Here is a 21,261-nt window from a genome sequence, read left to right as displayed (position 1 = left end):
TGTCCTGCTGTCCTGCCGTACCGCCTGAACAGGCAAAACAGGCCGGACAGCACCCCGGACAGCACACCACCCGCTGTCCTGTCCTGCGCCTCGCAGCAAGGAGAACATCGCCGTGGCGACCCGCCAGACCCCGCGTGTGAAAGCGCTGCCCGACCACGTCGCAGCTCGCCCCCTGAAGTCCCTGCCCGCCCGCTACCTGGAGCCCGAGGACATCGCCGACCTCTTCGGCGTCCCCCTGGAGACCATCTACCAGTGGCGCCGTAAGCGCACCGGCCCTCCCGGCTTCCGCGTCGGCAGGCACCTGCGCTACGACCCCACCGAAGTCGCCCAATGGGTGGCCGATCAGGCCCGAGAGGTGGCCTGACCCATGGCCGGACACATTCAGGACCGCTGGTACAAGACCGAACCCGGCCCCGACGGCAAGCCCCAGAAGGTCAAGACCGACCGCTACGGCACCGGCATGCGCTACCGCGCCCGCTACGTCGGCCCGGACGGCACCGAGAAGAGCCGGTCCTTCCCCGACCGGCAGAAGCGCAAGGCAGACGAGTGGCTGGCCAACATCGAGGCCGATATGTCGCGCGGCCAGTACCTCGACCCCAAGGCCGCGCTCACCACCTTCCGGCAGTACGCGGAGAAGTGGCTGAAGTCGCAGACCACCGACCTCAACACCCGCTCGTCCGTCGATGCACAGATCCGGCTGCACGCGATCCCGTACCTGGGGTCACGCCCCATGGGTGCGTTCGACCCGTCCCACATCCGCGAGTGGCTCAGCACGTTGGAGAAGGCCGTCCCGGCGTCGTCCTACCGGCGCGTCATCTTCGGGAACGTGTCCGGCATCTTCACCGCGGCTGTCGAGGACCGCTTGCGGACCACCAATCCGTGCCGCTCCCGGTCCGTCACGCCCCCTGGCCGGGCCCCTGCCCGCGTCCGGCCATGGACCACCGAGCAGGCGTTCGCGGTCCGGGCCGGACTACCGGAGCGCTTCCGGGCCATGGCCGACGCCGGCGGCGGGTGCGGGCTGCGTCAGGGCGAGATCTTCGGGCTGCCGCTCGATGAGGTCAACTTCGATACCGGGTGGCTGCACGTGGGCTGCCAGGTGAAGGTCGTCGGAGGGCACCTCGTGTTCGCCCCTCCGAAGCGGGGCAAGGTTCGTGACGTCCCGCTCCCCGACGTGATCGGGCGCGCCTTCAAGGCCCACCTGGAAGCCTTCCCAGCGGCGGAGGTGACTCTGCCCTGGCTGACACCGGACGGGCCGCCGCTGACGAAGACGCTTCTCTTCTCCCGCGCGGAGGGCGGTGCCGTGAGGCGCAGCGACTTCAACACCTACGCCTGGAAGCCCGCTCTGGTCGCTGCCGCGATCATCCCGGAGCCTGGGAAGGGTGAACGGCACCAGGCGGCGCGGGAGCACGGCATGCACGCGCTGCGGCACTTCTACGCCTCTGTCCTGCTGGACGCCGGCGAGAACATCAAGGCGTTGAGCGGGTACCTCGGGCACAGTGACCCGGGCTTCACCCTCCGGGTCTACACGCACCTGATGCCGAGCAGCGACAGGCGGGCCCGTCGGGCCGTGGACAGTCTCTACGGGGCCGCCGATTCACTGGTTGACGGCCCACAGACGGCCCAGGGCGAGTGAACCGGCACCCGGGCCGACGGATTCGATCTGTCGGCCCGGAGCGTTCACTCGCCCTGGCAAGTACTCTGACCTGCTGTTACAGCACCTGGAGGTTCTTCCGCAGCTCGAACGGGGTGACCTCGGAGCGGTACTCCTCCCACTCCTGGCGCTTGTTGCGCAGGAAGAAGTCGAAGACGTGCTCGCCGAGGGTCTCGGCCACCAGCTCACTGCGCTGCATCAGGTCGATCGCCTCGCCGAGGTTCTGCGGCATCGGCTGGATGCCCATCGCGCGGCGCTCGGCGTCGGAGAGCGCCCACACGTCGTCGTCGGCGCCGGGCGGCAGCTCGTAGCCCTCCTCGATGCCCTTGAGGCCGGCCGCGAGGGTGACCGCGTAGGCGAGGTAGGGGTTGCAGCCGGTGTCCAGCGAGCGCACCTCGACCCGGGTGGAACCCTGCTTGCCGGGCTTGTACATCGGGACCCGGATCAGCGCGGAGCGGTTGTTGTGGCCCCAGCAGATGTAGGACGGCGCCTCACCGCCCGCACCGGCCGTCCGCTGCGAGCCGCCCCAGATCCGCTTGTAGGAGTTGACCCACTGGTTGGTGACGGCGGCCGTCTCGGCGGCGTGCCGCAGCAGGCCGGCGATGAAGGAGCGGCCGGTCTTGGAGAGCTGGTACTCGGCGCCGGACTCGTGGAAGGCGTTGCGGTCCCCCTCGAACAGCGAGAGGTGGGTGTGCATGCCGGAGCCCGGGTGCTCGGAGAACGGCTTGGGCATGAAGCTGGCGTGCACGCCCTGCTCCAGCGCGACCTCCTTCATCACCAGACGGAACGTCATGATGTTGTCGGCGGTGGAGAGCGCGTCGGCGTAGCGCAGGTCGATCTCCTGCTGGCCGGGGGCACCCTCGTGGTGGGAGAACTCCACCGAGATGCCCATCGACTCCAGCATCGTGATCGCCTGGCGGCGGAAGTCGTGGCCCACCCCGCGCGGGGTGTGGTCGAAGTAGCCGGACTGGTCGGCCGGCACGGGCGCGGTGCCGTCGCCCGGGAGGTTCTTCAGCAGGAAGAACTCGATCTCGGGATGGGTGTAGAAGGTGAAGCCGAGGCTGGAGGCCTTCTCCAGGGTGCGCTTCAGCACGAACCGCGGGTCCGCGAAGGAGGGCGAGCCGTCCGGCATCATGATGTCGCAGAACATCCGCGCGGTGCCGGGGGTCTCCGAGCGCCAGGGGAGGATCTGGAAGGTCGTCGGGTCCGGCTTGGCGATCATGTCGGACTCGTAGACCCGGGCGAAGCCCTCGATCGCCGATCCGTCGAAGCCGATGCCCTCCTCGAAGGCCTGCTCCAGCTCCGCCGGTGCCACGGCGACCGACTTCAGGAACCCGAGGACATCGGTGAACCACAGCCGGACAAATCGGATGTCACGCTCCTCGAGCGTGCGAAGCACGAACTCCTGCTGCTTACCCATGGGGACAGTCTCACCTCTGCTCTTTACATTCGTGTTACGCAAGGCACCGGCCCGAGAGCGGCTGCCCCCATCATGGCGGATCATCATCGGAAATCCGACACCTGGTCGGGTGGCGGTCACCCCCGGTCCACCTCCGGCCCGCCCGGGGCCGTCGCCGGTCCGCCCCCTGCCACCCCGGGGCCGTCCGCCGCCGTCCCCGAGCCGTCCCCGGGGCCGTCCGCTGCCGTCGCCCTGCCGACCGGGGCCGCCCGCCCGAGACATAGCGTCAGATAGACGATTACACTCGGGGCATGCCCAATCTCCGTCTCGCCCTGTGCCAGATCGATCCCTGCGTCGGCGACCTCGCGCGCAACGCCGAGGAGGTGCTGCGCTGGACCGGGCGGGCCGCCGAGGCCGGTGCCCAGCTGGTCGCCTTCCCCGAGATGGCCCTCACCGGGTACCCGGTGGAGGACCTCGCGCTCCGCGGCTCCTTCGTGGAGGCCTCCCGGGCCGCGCTGGTCGAGCTGGCCGCCCGGCTCGCGGCCGAGGGCCTGGGAGAACTGCCCGTCCTGGTCGGCTACCTCGGCCGCTCCGAGCACGTGTCGGCGAAGCTCGGCCGCCCGGCGGGATCCCCGCAGAACTGCGCCGCCGTGCTGCACCGGGGCGAGGTGGTCACCCGGTTCGCCAAGCACCACCTGCCGAACTACGGCGTCTTCGACGAGTACCGCTACTTCGTGCCGGGCGACCAGCTCGCCGTCCTGCGGGTGCACGGCGTCGACGTGGCGCTGGCCATCTGCGAGGACATCTGGCAGGACGGCGGGCGGGTCAGCGCGGCCCGCGAGGCCGGGGCCGGACTGCTGCTGGTCATCAACGGCTCGCCGTACGAGCGGGACAAGGACGACGTACGCCTGGAGCTGGTGCGCCGCCGGGCCGCCGAGGCGGGCTGCGCCCTCGCCTACGTCAACATGGTCGGCGGGCAGGACGAGCTGGTCTTCGACGGCGACTCGATCGTGGTCGGCGCGGACGGCGAGGTGCTGGCCCGCGCCCCGCAGTTCGAGGAGCGGCTGGTCGTCCTCGACCTCGACCTGCCGGCCGCTGGGACCAACCACACGGACGGGCTGCTGCTCGGCGACGGCCTGCACCTGGTCCGTACCGAACTGGGCGGCGAGACGGGCCCCGCCCCGGCCGAGCCGCTGGTCGCCGAGATCGCGCCCCGGGTCGCCGACGAGGCCGAGATCTACACCGCGCTGGTCTCCGGCACCCGGGCCTACGTGCGCAAGAACGGCTTCGGGTCGGTACTGATCGGCCTCTCCGGCGGCATCGACTCGGCGCTGGTCGCCGCCATCGCGGTGGACGCCCTGGGCGCCGACAACGTCCACTGCGTCTCGATGCCCAGCCGGTACTCCTCGCAGCACTCCCGCGACGACGCGGCCGAGCTGGCCCGCCGCACCGGCCTGCACTTCCGGACGGTCTCGATCGCCCCGATGTTCGACGCCTACACGAACGCGACCGAGCTGACCGGGCTGGCCGAGGAGAACCTCCAGTCCCGGCTGCGCGGCACCCTGCTGATGGCCATCTCCAACCAGGAGGGGCACCTCGTCCTCGCGCCGGGCAACAAGAGCGAGCTGGCGGTCGGCTACTCCACGCTGTACGGCGACTCGGTGGGCGCCTACGGGCCGATCAAGGACGTCTACAAGTCGCTGGTCTTCCGGCTGGCGCGCTGGCGCAACGAGGTGGCCGAGGAGCGCGGCGAGGTGCCGCCGATCCCCGGGAACACCATCGCCAAACCGCCGTCCGCGGAGCTGCGCCCCGACCAGGTCGACACCGACTCGCTGCCGGACTACGACCTGCTGGACACCGTCCTGGACGCCTATGTCGAGGACGACCGGGGCCGGGACGCGATCGTCGCGGCCGGCTTCGAGGCAGCCGTGGTCGACCGGGTGGTGCGCCTGGTGGACGCCGCCGAGTACAAGCGTCGGCAGTACCCGCCGGGCCCGAAGATCTCCCGCAAGGGTTTCGGGCGCGACCGGCGGCTGCCGATCACCAACCGCTGGCGCCGGGGCTGAGCCCCGGGGGCGGGCCCGCCGGCTACTGGTAGCGGTAGTCGGCGGTGACCGCGCGGTGGTCGCTGCCGTCCCGGTCGAGCACCCGGGAGTCGGTCGGCCGCAGACCGCCCTTGCTGAGGATCTGGTCGATCCGGGCCATCGGGAGGGCGGCCGGCCAGCTGAAGCCGAAGCCGTCACCCGCCGCGCCCTGGGCGGAACGCATCTGTGAGGTCACCGGGGCGAGGCTGCGGTCGTTCATCGTGCCGTTGAGATCCCCGAGCAGCAGTACCTTCTTCAGCGGTTCGGCCTGCACGGCGTCGCCCAGGGCCTGCGCGCTGACGTCCCGGCGGTCCGCCGTGAAGCCGCCCGCGGACTGCACCCGTACCGACGGCAGGTGGGCCACGTACACCGCGACCGGGCCCTGGGGGGTGGTCACCTGGGCCCGGAACGCCCTGGTCCAGCCCATCTTGATGTCCACCACGGCGACCCCGCTGATGGGGAACTTCGACCAGAGCCCGACGGTGTTCTCCACCACGTGGTACGGGTACGCCCCGGCCAGCCCCCGCTCGTAGGCGGGCACCTGCTTGCCGGCCAGCTCCTGCAGGGCGACGATCTGCGCGCCGGAGCCGTTCAGCAGCCCGACCGTCCCGGCCACGTCGGTGTTGGCGGCGGCCACGTTGTGGGTGAGGACCGTCCAGTCGCCCGCGCCGCCGCTCTTGTCGGTCAGCAGGCCGCCGAAGAGGTTGAGCCAGACCACGACCGGCAGCAGCAGCGCCACCAGGGCGACGGCCGAGCGCCGCCAGAGCGCGAGCAGCAGCAGCACCGGGACGGCCAGACCCACCCAGGGCAGGAAGGTCTCCAGCAGACTGCCGAGATTGCCCAGCCCGTTGGGGACCTCGGAGTGGAACGCCAGCAGCGCGGCGGTGAGCACGGCGAGCACGGCGACGATCCAGCCACGCCGCCAGGCGGAGCGGCTGCCGCGCCGCCCCAGCGCCCACAGCCGGCGGCCGCCCGCGCCACCGGCCGGCGCACCGGCGCCGGGCGCCGCCGTGCCGTCCGTCGGTGCCGCTGCCCTGTCCGCCTGCGCCATGCGTGGCCCCTCGTGGTTCGTCGTGCTGCCGGTCCCGTTCGAGCCGATGCCGTGGTGTCGGATTTCCCGGCTCAGCCTATGCCGGGTGGGACGCGGCCGAGCCGCGCCCGGGTTCCGGCGCGGCAGGTTTCGTGATTCGGCCCACGCGTCGGGGTGTCCCCCGCACCGCTCGCATCGCTCGCATCGCACCGACCAGGGCGGGTCCGGGCGCGGACGGCCGACGGCGTGAACGGGCCGACGGCGCCGGGCCGACGGGCGCACGGCCCCGCGCACCCGGCCGTCCGGCACGCCCGGTCGTCCGGGCGCGCCCGGCGACGCCGCGACCGGTGGATCTCAGCTCAGCGGCGGGCGGTCCGCCGCGACGCCCACGAGCAGCGCGTCGACCATCTGCTCGGCGAGCCCGGGGTCGGAGAGGTCGGAGTCGTCCCAGAGCACGGTGCGGACCAGGATCGGGCCGAGCAGGATCTCGGCGAGCAGGTCCTCGCCGATATCGGCGCGCAGCTCCCCCTCGGCGATCCCGCGCCGGACGACCGAGCGCAGCAGCTCGCGGCGGGGCAGGATCACCCGCTGCCGGTAGGCGGCGTGCAGCTCCGGCCAGCTGCTCATCTGGCCCAGGGCCGCCTTGAGCACCCAGCGTGAGCGCTTGGCGAGCCCGCGCACCCGCATGTAGTCGACCATCAGGACCAGGTCCTCCCGGACGCTGGCGCCGGTCAGCTCCGGCTCCGGGGCCTCCAGCCGGGCGACCACGTCGACCAGCAGGGCCTCCTTGTTGGGCCAGCGACGGTAGATGGTGGCCTTGCCGACCCCGGCGGCCGCGGCGATGCCCTCGACGGACAGCTGGGACAGGCTCGCGCCGCTCTCCATCAGCCGCTCGACGGCGGAGAAGATGGCCAGCTCGGCCGCCTCACTGCGCGGACGTCCGCGGCGTGGCCCCTCGCAGGTGCCCTCGGCGGGGTGGGCGCAGGCGTGGTCCGCCGCTGCCGCCGCTGCCCTGGTGTCCGTCTCCACTCCCGCTCTTCCTTCTCGTGATCCGTGCCGGCGCGCCGGCGCGGCCGGCGGCCCGGCCCGCACCCCGGGTGCGGACCCTGTCCCTCCGGAACCGGGGGACAGGGCCATTCTCCACCCGGTCGCTCAAACCTCGGCGGACTCCGACTCGAGCGCGGCCGGGGACTGCTCGGAGCGGCTCCGGCCGGCCGGAGCGGTACCGGGGCCGGGGCCGGCCGTGATCCGGGCGGGCAGCAGGAACCAGGCCAGCAGCACACCGAGCGCGGTGACCCCGGCCGAGAGCCCGGCGACCACGTGCATCGCGTGGATGAAGGAGTCCTTGGCGGGGTCGATCAGCGCGGCGCCCTTGGGGCCGAGCTTTCCGGCGACGGCGAAGGTCGCCTCCAGCGACTCGCCCGCCTTGTCCCGCAGGCCGGCGGGCAGCTGGTCGAGCTTGTCGGAGATGCCGTCGCGGTAGACGGTGGAGAGCACCGCGCCGAGCACGGCGACCCCGAGCGAACCGCCGACCTGGCGGAAGGTGTTGTTCAGCGCCGAGCCGGCGCCGGCCTTCTCGCGCGGCAGCGAGCTCATGATCGACACCGTGACGGGCGGCATCACGTGGGCCATGCCGGTGCCCATCACGAAGGCGATCAGCACCAGCACCCAGATCGGCGATCCGGTGCCCAGCGTCAGGTAGCCGAGGAAGGCGACCGAGATCAGGGCCATGCCGGCGGCGCAGGTGGCCCGGACGCCGATCCGGTCCACGACCAGCCGGGCGCGCGGCGCGAAGACCAGCTGGGCGGCGGCCAGCGGCAGCATCAGCACACCGGCCATCAGCGGGCTGTAGCCGCGCACGCTCTGCATGTAGAAGACGCCGAAGAAGGAGACCCCCATGAGCGCGAAGAAGACCAGGCCGATCACCGTCACCGAGGCGCTGAACACCTTGTTGCGGAACCAGCCGACGTCGAGCGCCGGGTGCTCGGTGCGCTTCTCGTGCCAGACGAACGCGACCAGCGCCAGCAGGCCGATCAGCAGCGGCACCCAGGCCGCGGGCGCGGTGAAGTCCGCCAGCTCGCCGCCCTTGATGATGCCGTAGATCAGCGCGACCAGGCCGACGATCGACAGCAGCACACCCACCGGGTCGAGCCGGCCCGGGTTCGGGTCCTTGGAGTCCGGCACGATCAGCACCATGGCGACCAGCGCCACGACCACGATCGGGACGTTCACCAGGAACACCGAGCCCCACCAGAAGTGCTCGATCAGCAGACCACCGGTGATCGGGCCGACCGCGATGGCCAGGCCGACCGCGCCGGCCCAGATGCCGATCGCCTTCGGCTGCTCGGAACGCTCGAAGACGTTCATGATGATGGCGAGCGTGGCGGGCATCACGAACGCCCCGCCGAAGCCCATCACGGCGCGGTAGCCGATCAGTTCACCGGGCGAGGACGCCAGCGCCGAGAGCAGCGAGCCGAGGCCGAAGACCAGCATGCCGGCCAGCAGCGACTTCTTGCGGCCGAAGCGGTCGCCCAGCAGGCCCGCGGTGAACAGCAGGCCCGCGAAGACCAGCGTGTAGGAGTTGATCGCCCATTCGAGATCGCTCTGGGTGGCGCCGAGGCCGGTCGGCGCGGGCGAGGCGATGGTCTTCATCGCCACGTTGAGGATCGAGTTGTCGAGGACGACGACGAGCAGGGCGAGCAGCAGGGTGCCGAGGATCACCCAGCGGCGGCGGTGGATGGCTTCCGGTACCCGGGGTGGAGCGGCTGCGGTGGTCATTGGTGTTCCCGTCCGTACGTGACGACACTGGCGGGACTTTACGAGACGATGACGTCTCGCAACCCCCTGGAGCAGCGTAGCGCGACTTTCGATACGAGACGAGCCCGTATCGGAAAGTTCCGCCGCCCGCCACCTGTCCGCCACCGCGCCCGGACCGGTCGCGCCCGGTGTGCCCGGGATCGCACCCGGTGTGCCGCACGCCTCTTTGCGCGCGCCGCGCGGCGTGCAAGCATGGAGGTGATCCGGGGACGCCGCACGGCGCCACGAGACCACGACCCTTTCAGGAGCCTGTTCGATGAACGCTTCTTCGCCCACGCCTGCCCCGACCCAGGCGTCCACCGCCACCCTCTACGGTGGGGTCACCAACCGCCGCGTCACCGTCCGCGACCTCGCCGCAGCCAAGCAGCGCGGCGAGAGGTGGTCGATGCTCACCGCCTACGACGCGCTGACCGGCGGCGTCTTCGACGAGGCCGGCATCCCGGTCCTGCTGGTCGGCGACTCGGCGGGCAACTGTCACCTCGGCTACGAGACCACCGTGCCGGTGACCATGGACCAGATGGTGATGCTCTCCGCAGCCGTCGTCCGCGGCACCAAGCGCGCGTTGATCGTCGCCGACATGCCGTTCGGCTCCTACCAGGAGTCCCCCGCGCAGGCCATGCGCAACGCGGTCCGCCTGATGCAGGAGGCCGGCGTCGGCGCGATCAAGCTGGAGGGCGGGGAGCGCAGCGCCCGCTCGATCGAGCTGCTGGTGGAGGCCGGGATCCCGGTGATGGCCCACATCGGCCTCACCCCGCAGTCCGTGCACGCCTTCGGCGGCTACCCCGTGCAGGGGCGCGGCGACGAGGCGGCGCACCAGCTGCTGCGGGACGCCAAGGCGGTCCAGCAGGCGGGCGCCTTCGCCGTCGTGCTGGAGGCCGTACCGGCCGAGCTGGCCGCGCAGGCCACCGAGCAGCTGACCATCCCGACCGTGGGCATCGGCGCGGGCGTGGACACCGACGCCCAGGTGCTGGTCTGGACGGACATGGCCGGCATGACGGCGGGCCGGGTGCCCAAGTTCGTCAAGCAGTACGCCGACCTGCGCGCCGTCCTCGGCGGGGCCGCCCGCGAGTTCGCGGCCGACGTCAGCTCCGGGGCCTTCCCCGCGCCGGAGCACAGCTTCAGCTAGTCGCCCGGGGCGGCCCGTCCGGCCACTCGACACAGGGGCGGGTCCGCGGTTTCGACCGCGGGCCCGCCCCTGTGCGCTGCCCGAGGGCGGAAACGCGCCGTACGGGCGGCGCCCGGAGCGGCGGCCCGGGCTGCTCCGCGGCTCGGGCGGGGCCGCCGCGACGAGGCAGGCGACCGGGCAGGCGGCGGGGCTCGGGCGGGGCAGGCGACCGGGCAGGCGGCGGGGCTCGACAGCGGTATGACAGCCGGCTGACAGCGGCGCCGGATCGCTGACAGCGGGCTGTCAGTACGGCCCGGCAGTCTCGGGGCATGACACGAATCGTTACTCCCCGGAACGACCGGGCACCCGCCGACGCGGGCATCGCCGTCGAGGTCCGCGGCATCGTCAAGCACTACGGCACCACCAAGGCCCTGGACGGGATCGACCTGACCGTCCGCCAGGGCACGGTGCTCGGGGTCCTCGGCCCGAACGGCGCCGGCAAGACCACCCTGGTACGCGTCCTGTCCACGCTGATCAAGCCGGACGCCGGTACCGCGTTCGTGGGCGGCTACGACGTCCTGCGCCAGCCCAAGCAACTGCGCCGCACCATCGGCCTCACCGGGCAGTACGCCTCGGTCGACGAGATGCTCTCCGGTTACGAGAACCTCTACCTGATCGGCCGGCTGCTGGACCTCTCGCGCAAGGACGCCAAGGCCCGCGCCGGCGAGCTGCTGGAGCGCTTCTCGCTCACCGAGGCCGCCAAGCGCACCGCCAGGACCTACTCCGGCGGCATGCGCCGCCGGCTCGACCTCGCGGCCAGCATGATCGGCCACCCGAAGGTGCTCTACCTCGACGAGCCCACCACCGGCCTGGACCCGCGCACCCGCAACGAGGTCTGGGACGAGGTGCAGCGGATGGTCGCCGATGGCGCCACCGTCCTGCTCACCACGCAGTACATGGAGGAGGCCGAGCAGCTCGCGAACGAGCTGACCGTCATCGACAAGGGCCGGGTGATCGCCGCCGGCGCGGTGGCCGAGCTGAAGGCCCAGGTCGGCGGCCGGACTCTGCAGGTACGCCCGCTGCATCCCGCCGAACTGCCCGAGATGGCCCGCTGCCTGGCCGAGAGCGGCATCGCCGGCGCCACCTTCTCCGCCGACACCGGCCTGCTCTCGGTGCCGATCACCGAGGAGGACCAGCTCACCGCCGTCATCGGCGTGCTGGGCACCCGGGGCTTCGGCATCGCCGGGATCGACACCAAGATGCCGAGCCTGGACGAGGTCTTCCTCGCCATCACCGGAAAGCACGCCGGCGCCCCGGCCGACGACCCGGCCACCGCCCCCACTCTCGCGAAGGAGCCCGTCGGATGAGCGCCGCGACCCTGACCCCCGCCCTGGCGCCGACCGGTGCCGACCAGCGCATCGGGCTGCGCTCGACCGTCCGTCACGTCGGCGCGCTGACCCGCCGCAACCTGATGCGCATCAAGGCCGACCCGGAGTCGATGTTCGACGCGGTGCTGATGCCGGTGATCTTCACCGTGCTGTTCGTCTACGTCTTCGGCGGGGCCATCTCCGGCGGCCAGGACGCCTACAAGCAGTACATGATCCCGGGGCTGCTCGGTCAGACCGGGATCACCCTCGCGATGGCCGTCGGCACCGGTCTGAACAGCGACTTCCAGACCGGCGTGATGGACCGCTTCCGGACGCTGCCGATCGGCCGCTCCGCGGTGCTGCTCTCCAAGATCGTCGCGGAGACCTGCCGGGCGCTGCTCTCGTTCATCATCCTGATCGTGTTCGCGCTGATCCTGGGCTTCCAGGTGAAGACCGGCCCGCTGGAACTGCTGGCCGCCGTCGGCCTCTCGCTGCTGTTCGGCATGTCGATGGTGTGGATCTCGATGCTGCTCGGTATGGCACTGCGCAGCGTGCAGGCCGTCCAGGGGGTGGCGATGCTGGTGATCATGCCCCTGCAGTTCGGCAGCTCGATCTTCGCGCCGACCGACTCGATGCCGGGCTGGCTGCAGGCCTTCACCGACTACAACCCGCTCTCGGCACTCGCCGACGCCTGCCGGAACCTGCTCAACGGCGGCCCGCTGACGCACTCGGTGCTCATCGTCCTCGTCTGGTCGTTCGGCGTCACCGCGATCTTCGCGCCGCTGGCGGTGGCCCGGTTCCGCAAGCGGACCTGAGCGCCGGCCCGCCGCGGCGCGGGCGGCGGCCACCACGGTGGCGCCGACCGGAACCACCGGGCACCGGGCCCGCCCGTCAGTACGGCGGGCGGGCCCCCAGCTCGTCCAGCAGGGCGGCGGTCTCTCCGAGCGAGAGGCCGCTGCCGACGGCGTGGGCGGCCTCGTACGCCTCGTCGCCCAGCATCTCCCGCAGCCGCCGGGTGGCGCGATCGCGCTCCAGCTGCTCCAGGTGGCCGCCGGAGACGGGGCCGCCGAGCGCGGCCTGGGCGGCCAGCAGGGTGACGGCCCGCCGGGCGGGGCCGTCTTCGCCGCTCTGCTCGGCGATCGCCCGGAGCACTCCGGCCGCCGCCGGGACCAGCATCACCGTCATCTGCTCCGCGAACACCCCGGCCCGGGCCCGGACGCCGCGCAGCTCCAGCCAGCCGGCGCGCAGCATGGCCAGACCGCGCTGCGGATCCCCGGCCCTGGCCACCACCCAGCCCCGGTTGCAGCCGATCATGGCGGAGACGATGCCCGGCAGCAGCGAGCCGAACAGGCTCTGGGAGCCCTCCAGCAGGTCGAGTTCGGCGATCGCCAGGTCGTACTCGTCGCGCTCGGCGTGCAGCCCGCACAACAGCATGTGCCCGAACAGGAAAGCGCCGTGGGCCGCCTGGCTGCCGGGCTCGACGAGATCCAGCGCCTGCCTGATCGTCCGCTCGGCCTCGGCCAGACCGGACGGCATCAAGGCGTTGCCGAGCTGCACCATGAGCATCGGCACCTCCTGCGGGGCGCCCAGCTCCTCGGCCAGCACGATCGCCTCGCGGTACGCGGCGGCCGCCTCCTCGGACCGGCCCTGGTTCGCCAGGGACTCCCCGCGCGCCGCGAGCGACTGGGACATCCCCCAGCGGTCGCCCACCCGGGTGAACAGCTCCAGGGACTCCTCGCCGTCCAGGATCCCCAGCTCCGCGCCCTCCGGCCAGTCGTTGCGCATCTTGGCGCGGATCTGCAGGACGAACGCGAGGTCGGTGGCCCGGCCGTGCACCCGGCAGCCCTCCACCGCCTCGTCGAGCAGCTCCCGCATGTGGTCCAGCCGCCCGGCCAGGAACGACGCGAACACCCGCATCAGGGCCGGGAACCGGTACGACTGCGGCAGGTCCGGCGTGTAGACGTCCAGGATCCGCTGGGCCAGCTCGCCGGCCTCCGGGTCGTCCAGCACCTCCATGTTGCCCTCGAAGAGGCTCATCAGCTGGAACAGCCTCAACTGCCGGCGGCTCTCGGCCAGGACGGCCGCCGGCAGCGGCGGCACGTACTCGAGGACGTCGACGGTCAGCGGCTCCGGCCGGGGAGCGCCCACGGCGAACGGATCCGGGCTCAGGGCGGCGACGGCGTCGTACCAGCCCCGGGCCTCGGCGCCGTAGGCGCGCAGGGTCCAGTACCAGCTCATCCCCAGTACCAGCACCAGCGCCTCGTCCTCCAGGCGGAGGTCGACCGCCCGGCGCATGGCGGTGCGGATGTTGTCCTGCTCCCGCTCCAGCACGCCGAGCAGGCGCAGTTGCTGCGGGCCGTGGATGTCGAGCTCGGCGCACCGGACCAGCTCCCGGAAGTGCCGCAGGTGCCGCAGCTGAACGTCGTCGTCGGGGGTCTCGGCCAGACGCTCCGCCGCGTACTCGTGGATGGTCTCCAGCATCCAGTAGCGGGGCGGGCCGCCCGCGTCCAGGCCCGCCACCACCAGGGACTTGTCGACCAGCGAGAGGATCAGGTCGGCGACCTCCTCGCGGGGCACCCCGGCGTCGTCGGAGCAGACCGCCTCGGCGTCCTCCAGCGTCCAGCCGCCGGCGAAGGTCGACAGGCGGCGCAGCACGGCGCGCTCGCGCTTGTCCAGCAGCTCCCAGCTCCAGTCGACCACGGCACGCAGGGTCTGCTGGCGGGGCAGCAGGGTGCGGCTGCCGGCGGTGAGCAGGGCGAAGCGTCCGTCCAGCCGGTCGGCGATCTGACGGGGCGTCATGACCCTCAGTCGGGCGGCGGCGAGTTCGATGGCGAGCGGCAGGCCGTCGAGTCGGCGGCAGATCTCGGCGCAGGCGGCCGGGTCGGTGGCGGGGTCGAAGCCGGGACGGGCGGCCTCGGCGCGCTCGGCCAGCAGGCGCAGCGCGACCGGATCGGGCAGCGGCTCCACCGGCAGGACGCTCTCCCCGGGCACGCCGAGCGGCTCCCGGCTGGTGGCCAGCACGGTCAGGCCGGGGCACTCGGCGAGCAGGCGGTCGGCGAGGTCGGCGGCGGCCTGGATCAGGTGTTCGCAGTTGTCCAGGACGATCAGCATCCGGCGCGGACCGCAGTGTTCGACGATCCGGCGCACCGGGTCGTCGCTGCGCCCCTCGATCACCTCGACGACCTTGCTGCCGGTGTGCAGCACGGTCTCGCGCAGGCCGAGGGCGGAGAGCACCGCACCCGGGACGGCCTCCGGGCTCTCCAGTGGGGCCAGTTCGGCCAGCCAGACCCCGTCCGGCCAGCTCCCGGCGCCCAGTTCGGCCCGGCCCGCCTCCACCGAGAGGCGGGTCTTGCCGGAGCCGCCCGGCCCGGTGAGGGTGGTCAGCCGGCCGGTCGTCAGGGCGGACCGCAGGGCGCTCAGATCGCTCTCCCGGCCGACGAAGCTGGTCAGCCTCGGCCGCAGGTTGCTGCCGCGCGGGGCCGACTGCTGGACGGGCGACGCGGCCGAAGGGGCCGCGACCGGCTCCGCAGCGGTCGGAGCGGTGGGCGGAGCTGTGGGCGGGGCGACGGGCGGGGCGGGGGCGGTGGGCTGGGCGACGGGCGGGGCAGCAGCAGGGTTCAACAACTCGCCGTGCAGAGCGCGCAGTTGCGCCCCCGGATCGACGCCCAGCTCCTCCGCCAGCGACCGCCGCACCCGCTCGTACTGGCGCAGCGCGTCCGAGCCCCGGCCGCCCTCGTGCAACGCGCGGATCAGCAGGTACTGCACCTGCTCGTCCAGCGGGAACTGCTCGGCGAGTCCGGCGAGTTCGGCGGTCACCTCGGCGGCCCGGCCGAGGGCGAGGTCGGCACTGATCCGGGCCCGCCGGGCCTGCTCGTACTGGGCCTCCAGCCGGGTGGCCGGGCCGGCCCGGTCGGGCAGGTCGGCGAGCGGGGCCCCGCGCCAGAGGGCGAGCGCCTCGCGCAGGATCTCGGCGGCCCGGGCGTGCTCAGCCGTCTCCAGCGCCCGGCGGCCCTCCGCGGCGAGGCGCTGGAAGTCCGCGGCGTCCGTCCGGGGGTCGGTCAGCCAGTACCCGGCGGGGCCGGAGCCGATCTCGGACCGGCCGACGGTCCGGCGCAGCCGGCCGACCAGGGTCTGTAGCGCCGCGGCCGCGTCCTGCGGGGGCTCCGCGCCCCAGACCTCCTCGACCAGCAGGTCGGCGGGCACCGGGCGGCCCTGCCGCAGCGCCAGTGCGGCGAGCAGCGCGCGCAGCCGGGCACCCCCCAGGGGGACCGCTGTGCCGTCGTCGTGATGGGCCGTGGTGGTACCGAGGATGCCGTAGTGCACCAACCCATTCTGGTGGACGTCCGGCCGTGCGCACGCACATATATCCGGTTGCGCGGGCCCGGGAGCCCGGCCACCGGCCCCGCGCCGGGACGGGAGCCGCGGAACCCCCGGCACCGTCCGGTACGTTCTCCCGGAGCGGCTTGTCCCGCCCGGGCCCGCCGGGCATGATCGGCCTCCGGCCCGCCACCCGGTCCTCCCGGCCGCCGGGCCGGGTTCACCCGCCCCTCCAACCCTCCGGAGCCAACGCATCATGACCTTCGCCGAAACGCGGCGCGCGCGCAGCGAGGACCGCCGGATCAGCCCGGTGTTCTGGGTGCTGCTGGCCGTGCTGGGCACCTCCGGCTGGGCCGTCTGGTCGGGCTACGGCGGCGACCCCGGCGTCGGCGTCTTCCTGTTCGTGATCTCGGGCTGGATGGTCTCGCTCTGCCTGCACGAGTACGGGCACGCCCGCACCGCGCTGCACGGCGGGGACACCACGATCGGCGCGAAGGGGTATCTCACCCTCAACCCGCTGAAGTACACCAACGTGCTGTTCAGCTTCGTGCTGCCGGTGGTCTTCGTGATCATGGGCGGCATCGGCCTGCCCGGCGGAGCGGTGTACATCGAGCGCCACCGCATCCGGGGCCGGCTCAGGCACAGCCTGATCTCGGCGGCCGGCCCGCTGGTGAACGTGGTGTTCGCGGCCGTCCTGCTGACGGTCGTGGGGGCCGGCTGGTTCGAGGCGCAGCAGAGCCACGCCTACCAGGACGGCCCGCCGATGCTGCACTCGGCGATGTCCGGCGCGCTGGCGTACCTGGCGATGTTCCAGGTCAGCGCGGCGCTGCTGAACCTGCTGCCGGTGCCCGGGCTCGACGGCTACGGGATCGTCGAGCCCTGGCTGTCACCGGGGGCCAAACGGGCGGTCGAGCCGTTCGCCCCGTACGGGATGCTGGCGGTCTTCGCCCTGCTCTGGCAGCCGCAGGTGAACCGGTTCTTCTTCGACGCGGTCTACGCCGTCACCGGCCTGTTCGGCGTGGGCACCGACTACATCGCGACCGGCGAATACCTCTTCCGGTTCTGGAGTCACTGAGCCCCGGCGGCCTCGGCGGCCTTCGCCAGGCGCTCCTTGCGGATGTGGAACCAGGCGATGTTGCTCGCCACCCCCGCGAGCAGCACCCAGACCACGCCCAGCCAGTTTCCCTGCACGAAGGACACCACCGCGGCGGCCACCGCGAGGATGAGGACGATCGAGGCGTAGAGGGCGGTGCGGGGCATGGCGGGGGGCTCCTAAAGCCGGGTGCGGTCGGCTCCCATTGTCGCCGAAGGCCCCCTCGGTCCGGACCGAGGGGGCCTTCGGCGTGCGGGCGCGGCGGCCACCGCGCCGGGTCACACGTCGGTGACGCGCAGCCCGGCGTGCGCCTTGTAGCGGCGGTTGACCGAGATCAGGTTGGCCACCAGCGACTCCACCTGGTGGGCGTTGCGCAGCCGGCCGGCGAAGACGCCGCGCATGCCGGGAATCCGGGCGGCGAGCGCCTGTACGACGTCGGTGGCGGCGCGCTCCTCGCCGAGCACCATCACGTCGGTGTCGATCTCCGCGATCGAGGCGTCCTGCAGCAGAACCGCCGAGAGGTGGTGGAACGCGGCGGTGACCCGGGAGTCCGGCAGCAGGGCGGCGGCCTGCTGGGCGGCGCTGCCCTCCTCCGGCTTGAGGGCGTACGCGCCCTGCTTGTCGAAGCCGAGCGGGTTGACGCAGTCCACCACGATCTTCCCGGCCAGCTCCTCGCGCAGCGCCGCCAGGGTGGCCGCGTGCCCGTCCCACGGCACCGCGACGATCACCACGTCGCTCTCGCGGGCGGTGGTCGCGTTGTCCGCGCCGCGTACGCCGAGGCCGAGCTCGGCCGCCGCGGCCGCGGCGCGCTCGGCCGTACGGGAGCCGATGATCACCTGCTGGCCGGCCTTGGCCAGCCGGTAGGCCAGCCCCCGGCCCTGGTCGCCGGTGCCGCCCAGGACACCCACGACGAGACCGGAGACGTCGGGCAGGTCGTGGGCGGGGTTCGTCGCTGAATCGAGGGAAGTCATGCCGATGATCCTGCCAAAGGCACGACCCCCGGGACATCCTTGGCGGCATGGACGCGGTGAGAGTTTCAGCACTGAGCGAGTCGCTTGCCGGAACCGGCTGGATCGAACGGACCCGGTCCTTCGCCGGCGCGCTGCGCCGCTCGGTCACCCGGCGGCGCACGGCCGGCGGACTGCTGCTGGTCGGCACCGCCCGGTACGAGCCCTGGCACCTGGCCGCCCATCTGGAGGACGAGGCCGCCTGGTCGGACGTCCCCCGGTTGGCGCCCACCCTGCTGCGCCACCGGGTGCCGGAGGGCGCCCCCGCCCACCTGGCCCAGGGCCTTCGGCGGCTCGCGGCGGCCCGGCGCGGGGCGACGGTCCTGGTGGTGGCGCCCGCCGAGGCGGGCACGCCGCTGCTGGAGCGGCTGTGTGACGCCCGCCGGGGCGGCGCCACCGTCCTCGCGCTGGACACCGGCGACCGCGAGCTGGCCGGCCTGGCGCACGAGTCGCTGACCGTGCCGGGCGCCGAGGACGAGCCCTTCGAGCTGGTCCAGCACCTGGTCAGCGCGGCGGCGGGGGCGGCCCCGGCACGCCGGGGCGGGGCCGCCCCGGTGGCCCGGCTCCTCCGACGGCTCACGGCGGCGCCGGTCGCGCGCTGGTGAGCGGCGGCCCGGCGGCGCGCAGCTGAGCCGGGCCCCGCCGCACCCCGGTCAGCGGCGGCCCGGCGGAAATTGCGTTGCGTGCGCAGGAGCCGACGACGGAGGATTCGCTTCCGTGAACGACGATCCCCCTCATCCCGGCCGGACCGCCACCGGCGGACGGCTGCGCTCGCTGCTCCGGGGCCTGCGCCCCGACCTCGCACCGTGGCGCTCCTCCCGGGACTTCCGGCTGCTGTGGAGCGCCGGGTGCGTCACCACCTTCGGCAGCTTCCTGACCTACGTCGCCGTGCCGATGCAGATCAAGGAGCTCACCGGCTCCTACCTCGCGGTCGGCCTGATCGGCGCGGTCGAGCTGCTCCCGCTGATCGCCTTCGGTCTCTGGGGCGGCGCGCTCGCCGACGCGCTGGACCGTCGCAAGCTGGTGCTCGCCTCGGAGGCCGGACTCGGCCTGCTCTCCGCGCTGCTGCTGCTCAACGCCCTGCTGCCGACGCCGGTGCTCTGGCCGATATACCTGGTCACGGGCCTGGTCGCGGCGCTGGACGGCCTGCAGCGCCCGGCCCTGGACACCCTCACCCCGCGGATCGTCGAACACGACCAGATGACCGCCGCGTTCGCGCTCAACTCGCTCTACCGCAGCGCCGGCTCGATCCTCGGCCCGGCCCTGGCCGGACTGATCGTGGCCTTCGCCGGCGTGCAGACCGCGTACGCGCTCGACGTGCTGACCTTCGCCGTCTCCCTGCTGCTGCTCGCCCGAATGCGGGCGGTACCGCCGCCGACCGGCGCCGAGAAGCCCTCGCTGGCCGGCATCGCCGCCGGGCTGCGCTACGCCCGCAGCCGTCCCGAACTGCTCGGCACGTACGTGGTGGACATCTGCGCGATGCTGTTCGCCTTCCCCAACGCGATCTTCCCCTTCCTCGCCGACGACCTGCACGCGCACTGGGCCCTGGGCCTGATGTACGGGGCGTCCGCGGTCGGCTCGCTGGCGGTCTCGGCGACCAGCGGCTGGACCTCCCGGGTGCACCGGCACGGACGGATGGTGGTGCTCGCCGCCCTCGGCTGGGGCGCCGCGATGGCCGGGGCGGGCCTGGTCGGGAACATCTGGCCGGTACTGCTCCTGCTCGCCGTCGCGGGCGGCGCCGACAACGTCAGCGGCCTCGGGCGCTCCACGATGTGGAACCAGTCCATCCCGGACGGGCTGCGCGGGCGCCTCGCCGGGGTGGAGCTGCTCAGTTACTCGGTCGGCCCCCAGCTGGGCCAGGTCAGGGTGGGCGCGATGGCCGGGCTGGTCGGGGTCCGCGGCTCGATCTGGGCGGGCGGACTGGCCTGCGTGGTCGGTGTGGTCGCGCTGGCGGCGGCCCTGCCCGAGCTGCTCGCCTACGACGCCCGGACGGACCCGCACACCGCGGCCGTACGGGACGCGCGTGAGCGGCGGCCGAAGCCGGCCCCGGAGCCGGTGGGCTGAGCGCCGCCGCCGCACCGCCGCTCGCGCGTCGGCGGCCGACCGGGCCACGGCCCGGTCAGGAGCGCTGCGGGTCCTCGTCCTTCCAGGCCGGGTCGCCGCGCCACTCGCGATTGCGCTCGTCCGCGATCTCCAGCGCGTGGCCGGCCTCCTCCCGGGAGGCGTACGGCCCGAGCCGGTCCTTGGCGGGGCAGTCCGGCCCCTCCTCGACCTTGCCGTGCTTGAGACAGTAGAACCACTCACCGGGCTTGCCGGTCGGTCTGCGGTTGAATCCCAGAGCCATCGCGGGCCTCTCCTGGTCGTCCGGACATCGTGTCGATCATTCCCGGCCACTCCCCCGCACACACGACGGGGGGCGGCCCGGCCCGGCGGATAGACTCGCCGCCATGGCTCTCGTACCCGGTATCCAGTCACCCACCCGCAAGGTTCCGGCGCACATCGCCCGTCCCGAGTACGTCGGCCGGCCGGGGCCGGCGCCGTACACCGGGCCCGAGGTGCAGAGCACCGAGACGATCGAGAAGATGCGGATCGCGAGCCGGATCGCCGCGCAGGCGATGGAGGAGGCCGCGAAGCTGATCTCCCCGGGTGTCACCACCGACGCGCTGGACGCCGTCGCGCACGAGTACATGTGCGACCACGACGCGTACCCGTCGGACCTCGGCTACCGGGGGTTCCCGAAGTCGATCTGCACCTCGGTCAACGAGGTCATCTGCCACGGCATCCCGGACTCGACCGTCCTTCAGGACGGGGACATCGTCAACATCGACGCCACCGCGTTCATCCACGGTGTGCACGGCGACCTCAACGCCACCTACCTCTGCGGTGACGTGGACGAGGAGTCCCGGCTGCTGGTCGAGCGCACCCGTGAGTCGCTGAACCGGGCGATCAAGGCCGTCAGGCCCGGCCGTCAGATCAACGTGATCGGGCGGGTCATCGAGTCGTACGCCAAGCGCTTCGACTACGGCGTGGTCCGGGACTTCACCGGGCACGGCATCAACACGTCGTTCCACTCCGGCCTGATCGTCCCGCACTACGACAGCGAGCGGGCCACCGAGGTGATCAAGCCGGGGATGACCTTCACCATCGAGCCGATGCTCACCCTCGGGACGTACGACTACGAGATCTGGGAGGACGGCTGGACCGTCGTCACCAAGGACCGCAAGCGCACGGCGCAGTTCGAGCACACCCTGGTCGTGACGGCCGACGGCGCCGAGGTGCTGACCCTCCCCTGACGGCGCGCACGCATGCCACTGCCCGGCGCCCCCCCGAGGGGTGCGCCGGGCAGTGGCATGCGTGCGGTCCCCCGCCGAGGGCACCGCTCGGTGCCCGG

18 protein-coding genes are annotated in these 21,261 nt (G+C 72.9%); 10 read left to right on the top strand and 8 right to left on the bottom strand.

Annotated features, from left to right (window positions below; genetic code table 11):
• Nucleotides 1-172: 172 nt before the first annotated feature.
• Nucleotides 173-364, top strand: coding sequence for a helix-turn-helix transcriptional regulator (locus tag OG823_RS24805; RefSeq protein ID WP_371484642.1), 192 nt, complete (start codon nucleotides 173-175; stop codon nucleotides 362-364).
• A 3-nt stretch (nucleotides 365-367) separates the two neighbouring features.
• On the top strand, nucleotides 368-1,633 hold the full coding sequence (locus OG823_RS24800) for a tyrosine-type recombinase/integrase (RefSeq protein WP_371481958.1): 1,266 nt from the start codon (nucleotides 368-370) through the stop codon (nucleotides 1,631-1,633).
• Nucleotides 1,634-1,709: 76 nt separating this feature from the next.
• Here the strand turns inward: OG823_RS24800 and glnA are convergent, their stop codons facing one another.
• Complete coding sequence (gene glnA, locus OG823_RS24795) at nucleotides 1,710-3,071, bottom strand: type I glutamate--ammonia ligase (protein WP_371481957.1); 1,362 nt, start codon at nucleotides 3,069-3,071, stop codon at nucleotides 1,710-1,712.
• A 290-nt stretch (nucleotides 3,072-3,361) separates the two neighbouring features.
• Here glnA and OG823_RS24790 point away from each other — a divergent pair, with 290 nt between their 5' ends.
• Nucleotides 3,362-5,116, top strand: coding sequence for an NAD+ synthase (locus OG823_RS24790; RefSeq protein ID WP_371481956.1), 1,755 nt, complete (start codon nucleotides 3,362-3,364; stop codon nucleotides 5,114-5,116).
• 22 nt (nucleotides 5,117-5,138) lie between these two features.
• Here the strand turns inward: OG823_RS24790 and OG823_RS24785 are convergent, their stop codons facing one another.
• The 3 genes from OG823_RS24785 to OG823_RS24775 all read right to left on the bottom strand — a co-directional run bounded on the left by OG823_RS24785 (nucleotide 5,139) and on the right by OG823_RS24775 (nucleotide 8,942).
• Entirely contained in the window at nucleotides 5,139-6,185 is a 1,047-nt protein-coding gene (locus OG823_RS24785; protein ID WP_371481954.1) for an endonuclease/exonuclease/phosphatase family protein, read from the bottom strand.
• Nucleotides 6,186-6,518: 333 nt separating this feature from the next.
• The gene (locus OG823_RS24780) at nucleotides 6,519-7,193 is read right to left on the bottom strand and encodes a TetR/AcrR family transcriptional regulator (protein WP_371481953.1); all 675 of its coding nucleotides are present in this window, start codon (nucleotides 7,191-7,193) and stop codon (nucleotides 6,519-6,521) included.
• A 123-nt stretch (nucleotides 7,194-7,316) separates the two neighbouring features.
• Nucleotides 7,317-8,942, bottom strand: a complete 1,626-nt coding sequence (locus tag OG823_RS24775) for an MFS transporter (RefSeq protein WP_371481952.1) — start codon at nucleotides 8,940-8,942, stop codon at nucleotides 7,317-7,319.
• Nucleotides 8,943-9,237: 295 nt separating this feature from the next.
• On the opposite strand from OG823_RS24775, the gene panB reads away from it, so the two are divergent.
• The 3 genes from panB to OG823_RS24760 all read left to right on the top strand — a co-directional run bounded on the left by panB (nucleotide 9,238) and on the right by OG823_RS24760 (nucleotide 12,268).
• Nucleotides 9,238-10,107, top strand: coding sequence for a 3-methyl-2-oxobutanoate hydroxymethyltransferase (gene panB, locus OG823_RS24770; RefSeq protein WP_371481951.1), 870 nt, complete (start codon nucleotides 9,238-9,240; stop codon nucleotides 10,105-10,107).
• Between the two features lie 308 nt (nucleotides 10,108-10,415).
• A complete protein-coding gene (locus OG823_RS24765) occupies nucleotides 10,416-11,453 on the top strand; it encodes an ATP-binding cassette domain-containing protein (RefSeq protein WP_371481950.1) in 1,038 nt (345 codons plus the stop codon).
• Nucleotides 11,450-12,268 carry an ABC transporter permease gene (locus OG823_RS24760; RefSeq protein WP_371481949.1) on the top strand — a complete coding sequence of 273 codons (819 nt, stop codon included), beginning with the start codon at nucleotides 11,450-11,452 and terminating at the stop codon, nucleotides 12,266-12,268. The genes OG823_RS24765 and OG823_RS24760 overlap by 4 nt, the downstream gene beginning before the upstream one ends.
• A 76-nt stretch (nucleotides 12,269-12,344) precedes the next feature.
• Here the strand turns inward: OG823_RS24760 and OG823_RS24755 are convergent, their stop codons facing one another.
• Nucleotides 12,345-15,776, bottom strand: a complete 3,432-nt coding sequence (locus OG823_RS24755; RefSeq protein WP_371481947.1) for a BTAD domain-containing putative transcriptional regulator — start codon at nucleotides 15,774-15,776, stop codon at nucleotides 12,345-12,347.
• A 250-nt stretch (nucleotides 15,777-16,026) separates the two neighbouring features.
• On the opposite strand from OG823_RS24755, the gene OG823_RS24750 reads away from it, so the two are divergent.
• Nucleotides 16,027-16,845: a site-2 protease family protein gene (locus OG823_RS24750; RefSeq protein ID WP_371481945.1), complete on the top strand. Its 819-nt coding sequence runs from the start codon at nucleotides 16,027-16,029 to the stop codon at nucleotides 16,843-16,845.
• Here the strand turns inward: OG823_RS24750 and OG823_RS24745 are convergent.
• A complete protein-coding gene (locus OG823_RS24745) occupies nucleotides 16,839-17,030 on the bottom strand; it encodes a hypothetical protein (RefSeq protein ID WP_371481943.1) in 192 nt (63 codons plus the stop codon). The two genes, OG823_RS24750 and OG823_RS24745, sit on opposite strands and share 7 nt — an antisense overlap.
• 111 nt (nucleotides 17,031-17,141) lie before the next feature.
• A complete protein-coding gene (npdG, locus tag OG823_RS24740; RefSeq protein WP_371481942.1) occupies nucleotides 17,142-17,834 on the bottom strand; it encodes an NADPH-dependent F420 reductase in 693 nt (230 codons plus the stop codon).
• Nucleotides 17,835-17,881: 47 nt separating this feature from the next.
• Between npdG and OG823_RS24735 the strand changes: the two genes are divergently transcribed.
• Both OG823_RS24735 and OG823_RS24730 read left to right on the top strand, forming a co-directional pair.
• A complete protein-coding gene (locus OG823_RS24735) occupies nucleotides 17,882-18,475 on the top strand; it encodes a hypothetical protein (protein ID WP_371481940.1) in 594 nt (197 codons plus the stop codon).
• 112 nt (nucleotides 18,476-18,587) lie between these two features.
• The gene (locus OG823_RS24730) at nucleotides 18,588-19,934 is read left to right on the top strand and encodes an MFS transporter (RefSeq protein ID WP_371481938.1); all 1,347 of its coding nucleotides are present in this window, start codon (nucleotides 18,588-18,590) and stop codon (nucleotides 19,932-19,934) included.
• Between the two features lie 55 nt (nucleotides 19,935-19,989).
• Here the strand turns inward: OG823_RS24730 and OG823_RS24725 are convergent, their stop codons facing one another.
• Complete coding sequence (locus OG823_RS24725) at nucleotides 19,990-20,214, bottom strand: hypothetical protein (protein ID WP_371481936.1); 225 nt, start codon at nucleotides 20,212-20,214, stop codon at nucleotides 19,990-19,992.
• Between the two features lie 103 nt (nucleotides 20,215-20,317).
• Here OG823_RS24725 and map point away from each other — a divergent pair, with 103 nt between their 5' ends.
• Nucleotides 20,318-21,163 carry a type I methionyl aminopeptidase gene (map, locus tag OG823_RS24720; RefSeq protein WP_371481934.1) on the top strand — a complete coding sequence of 282 codons (846 nt, stop codon included), beginning with the start codon at nucleotides 20,318-20,320 and terminating at the stop codon, nucleotides 21,161-21,163.
• Nucleotides 21,164-21,261: the final 98 nt, after the last annotated feature.

Origin of the sequence: Kitasatospora sp. NBC_00315, assembly GCF_041435095.1 — a bacterium.
Lineage (GTDB): Bacteria > Actinomycetota > Actinomycetes > Streptomycetales > Streptomycetaceae > Kitasatospora.
This window is presented reverse-complemented; position numbering and strand designations above follow the sequence as displayed.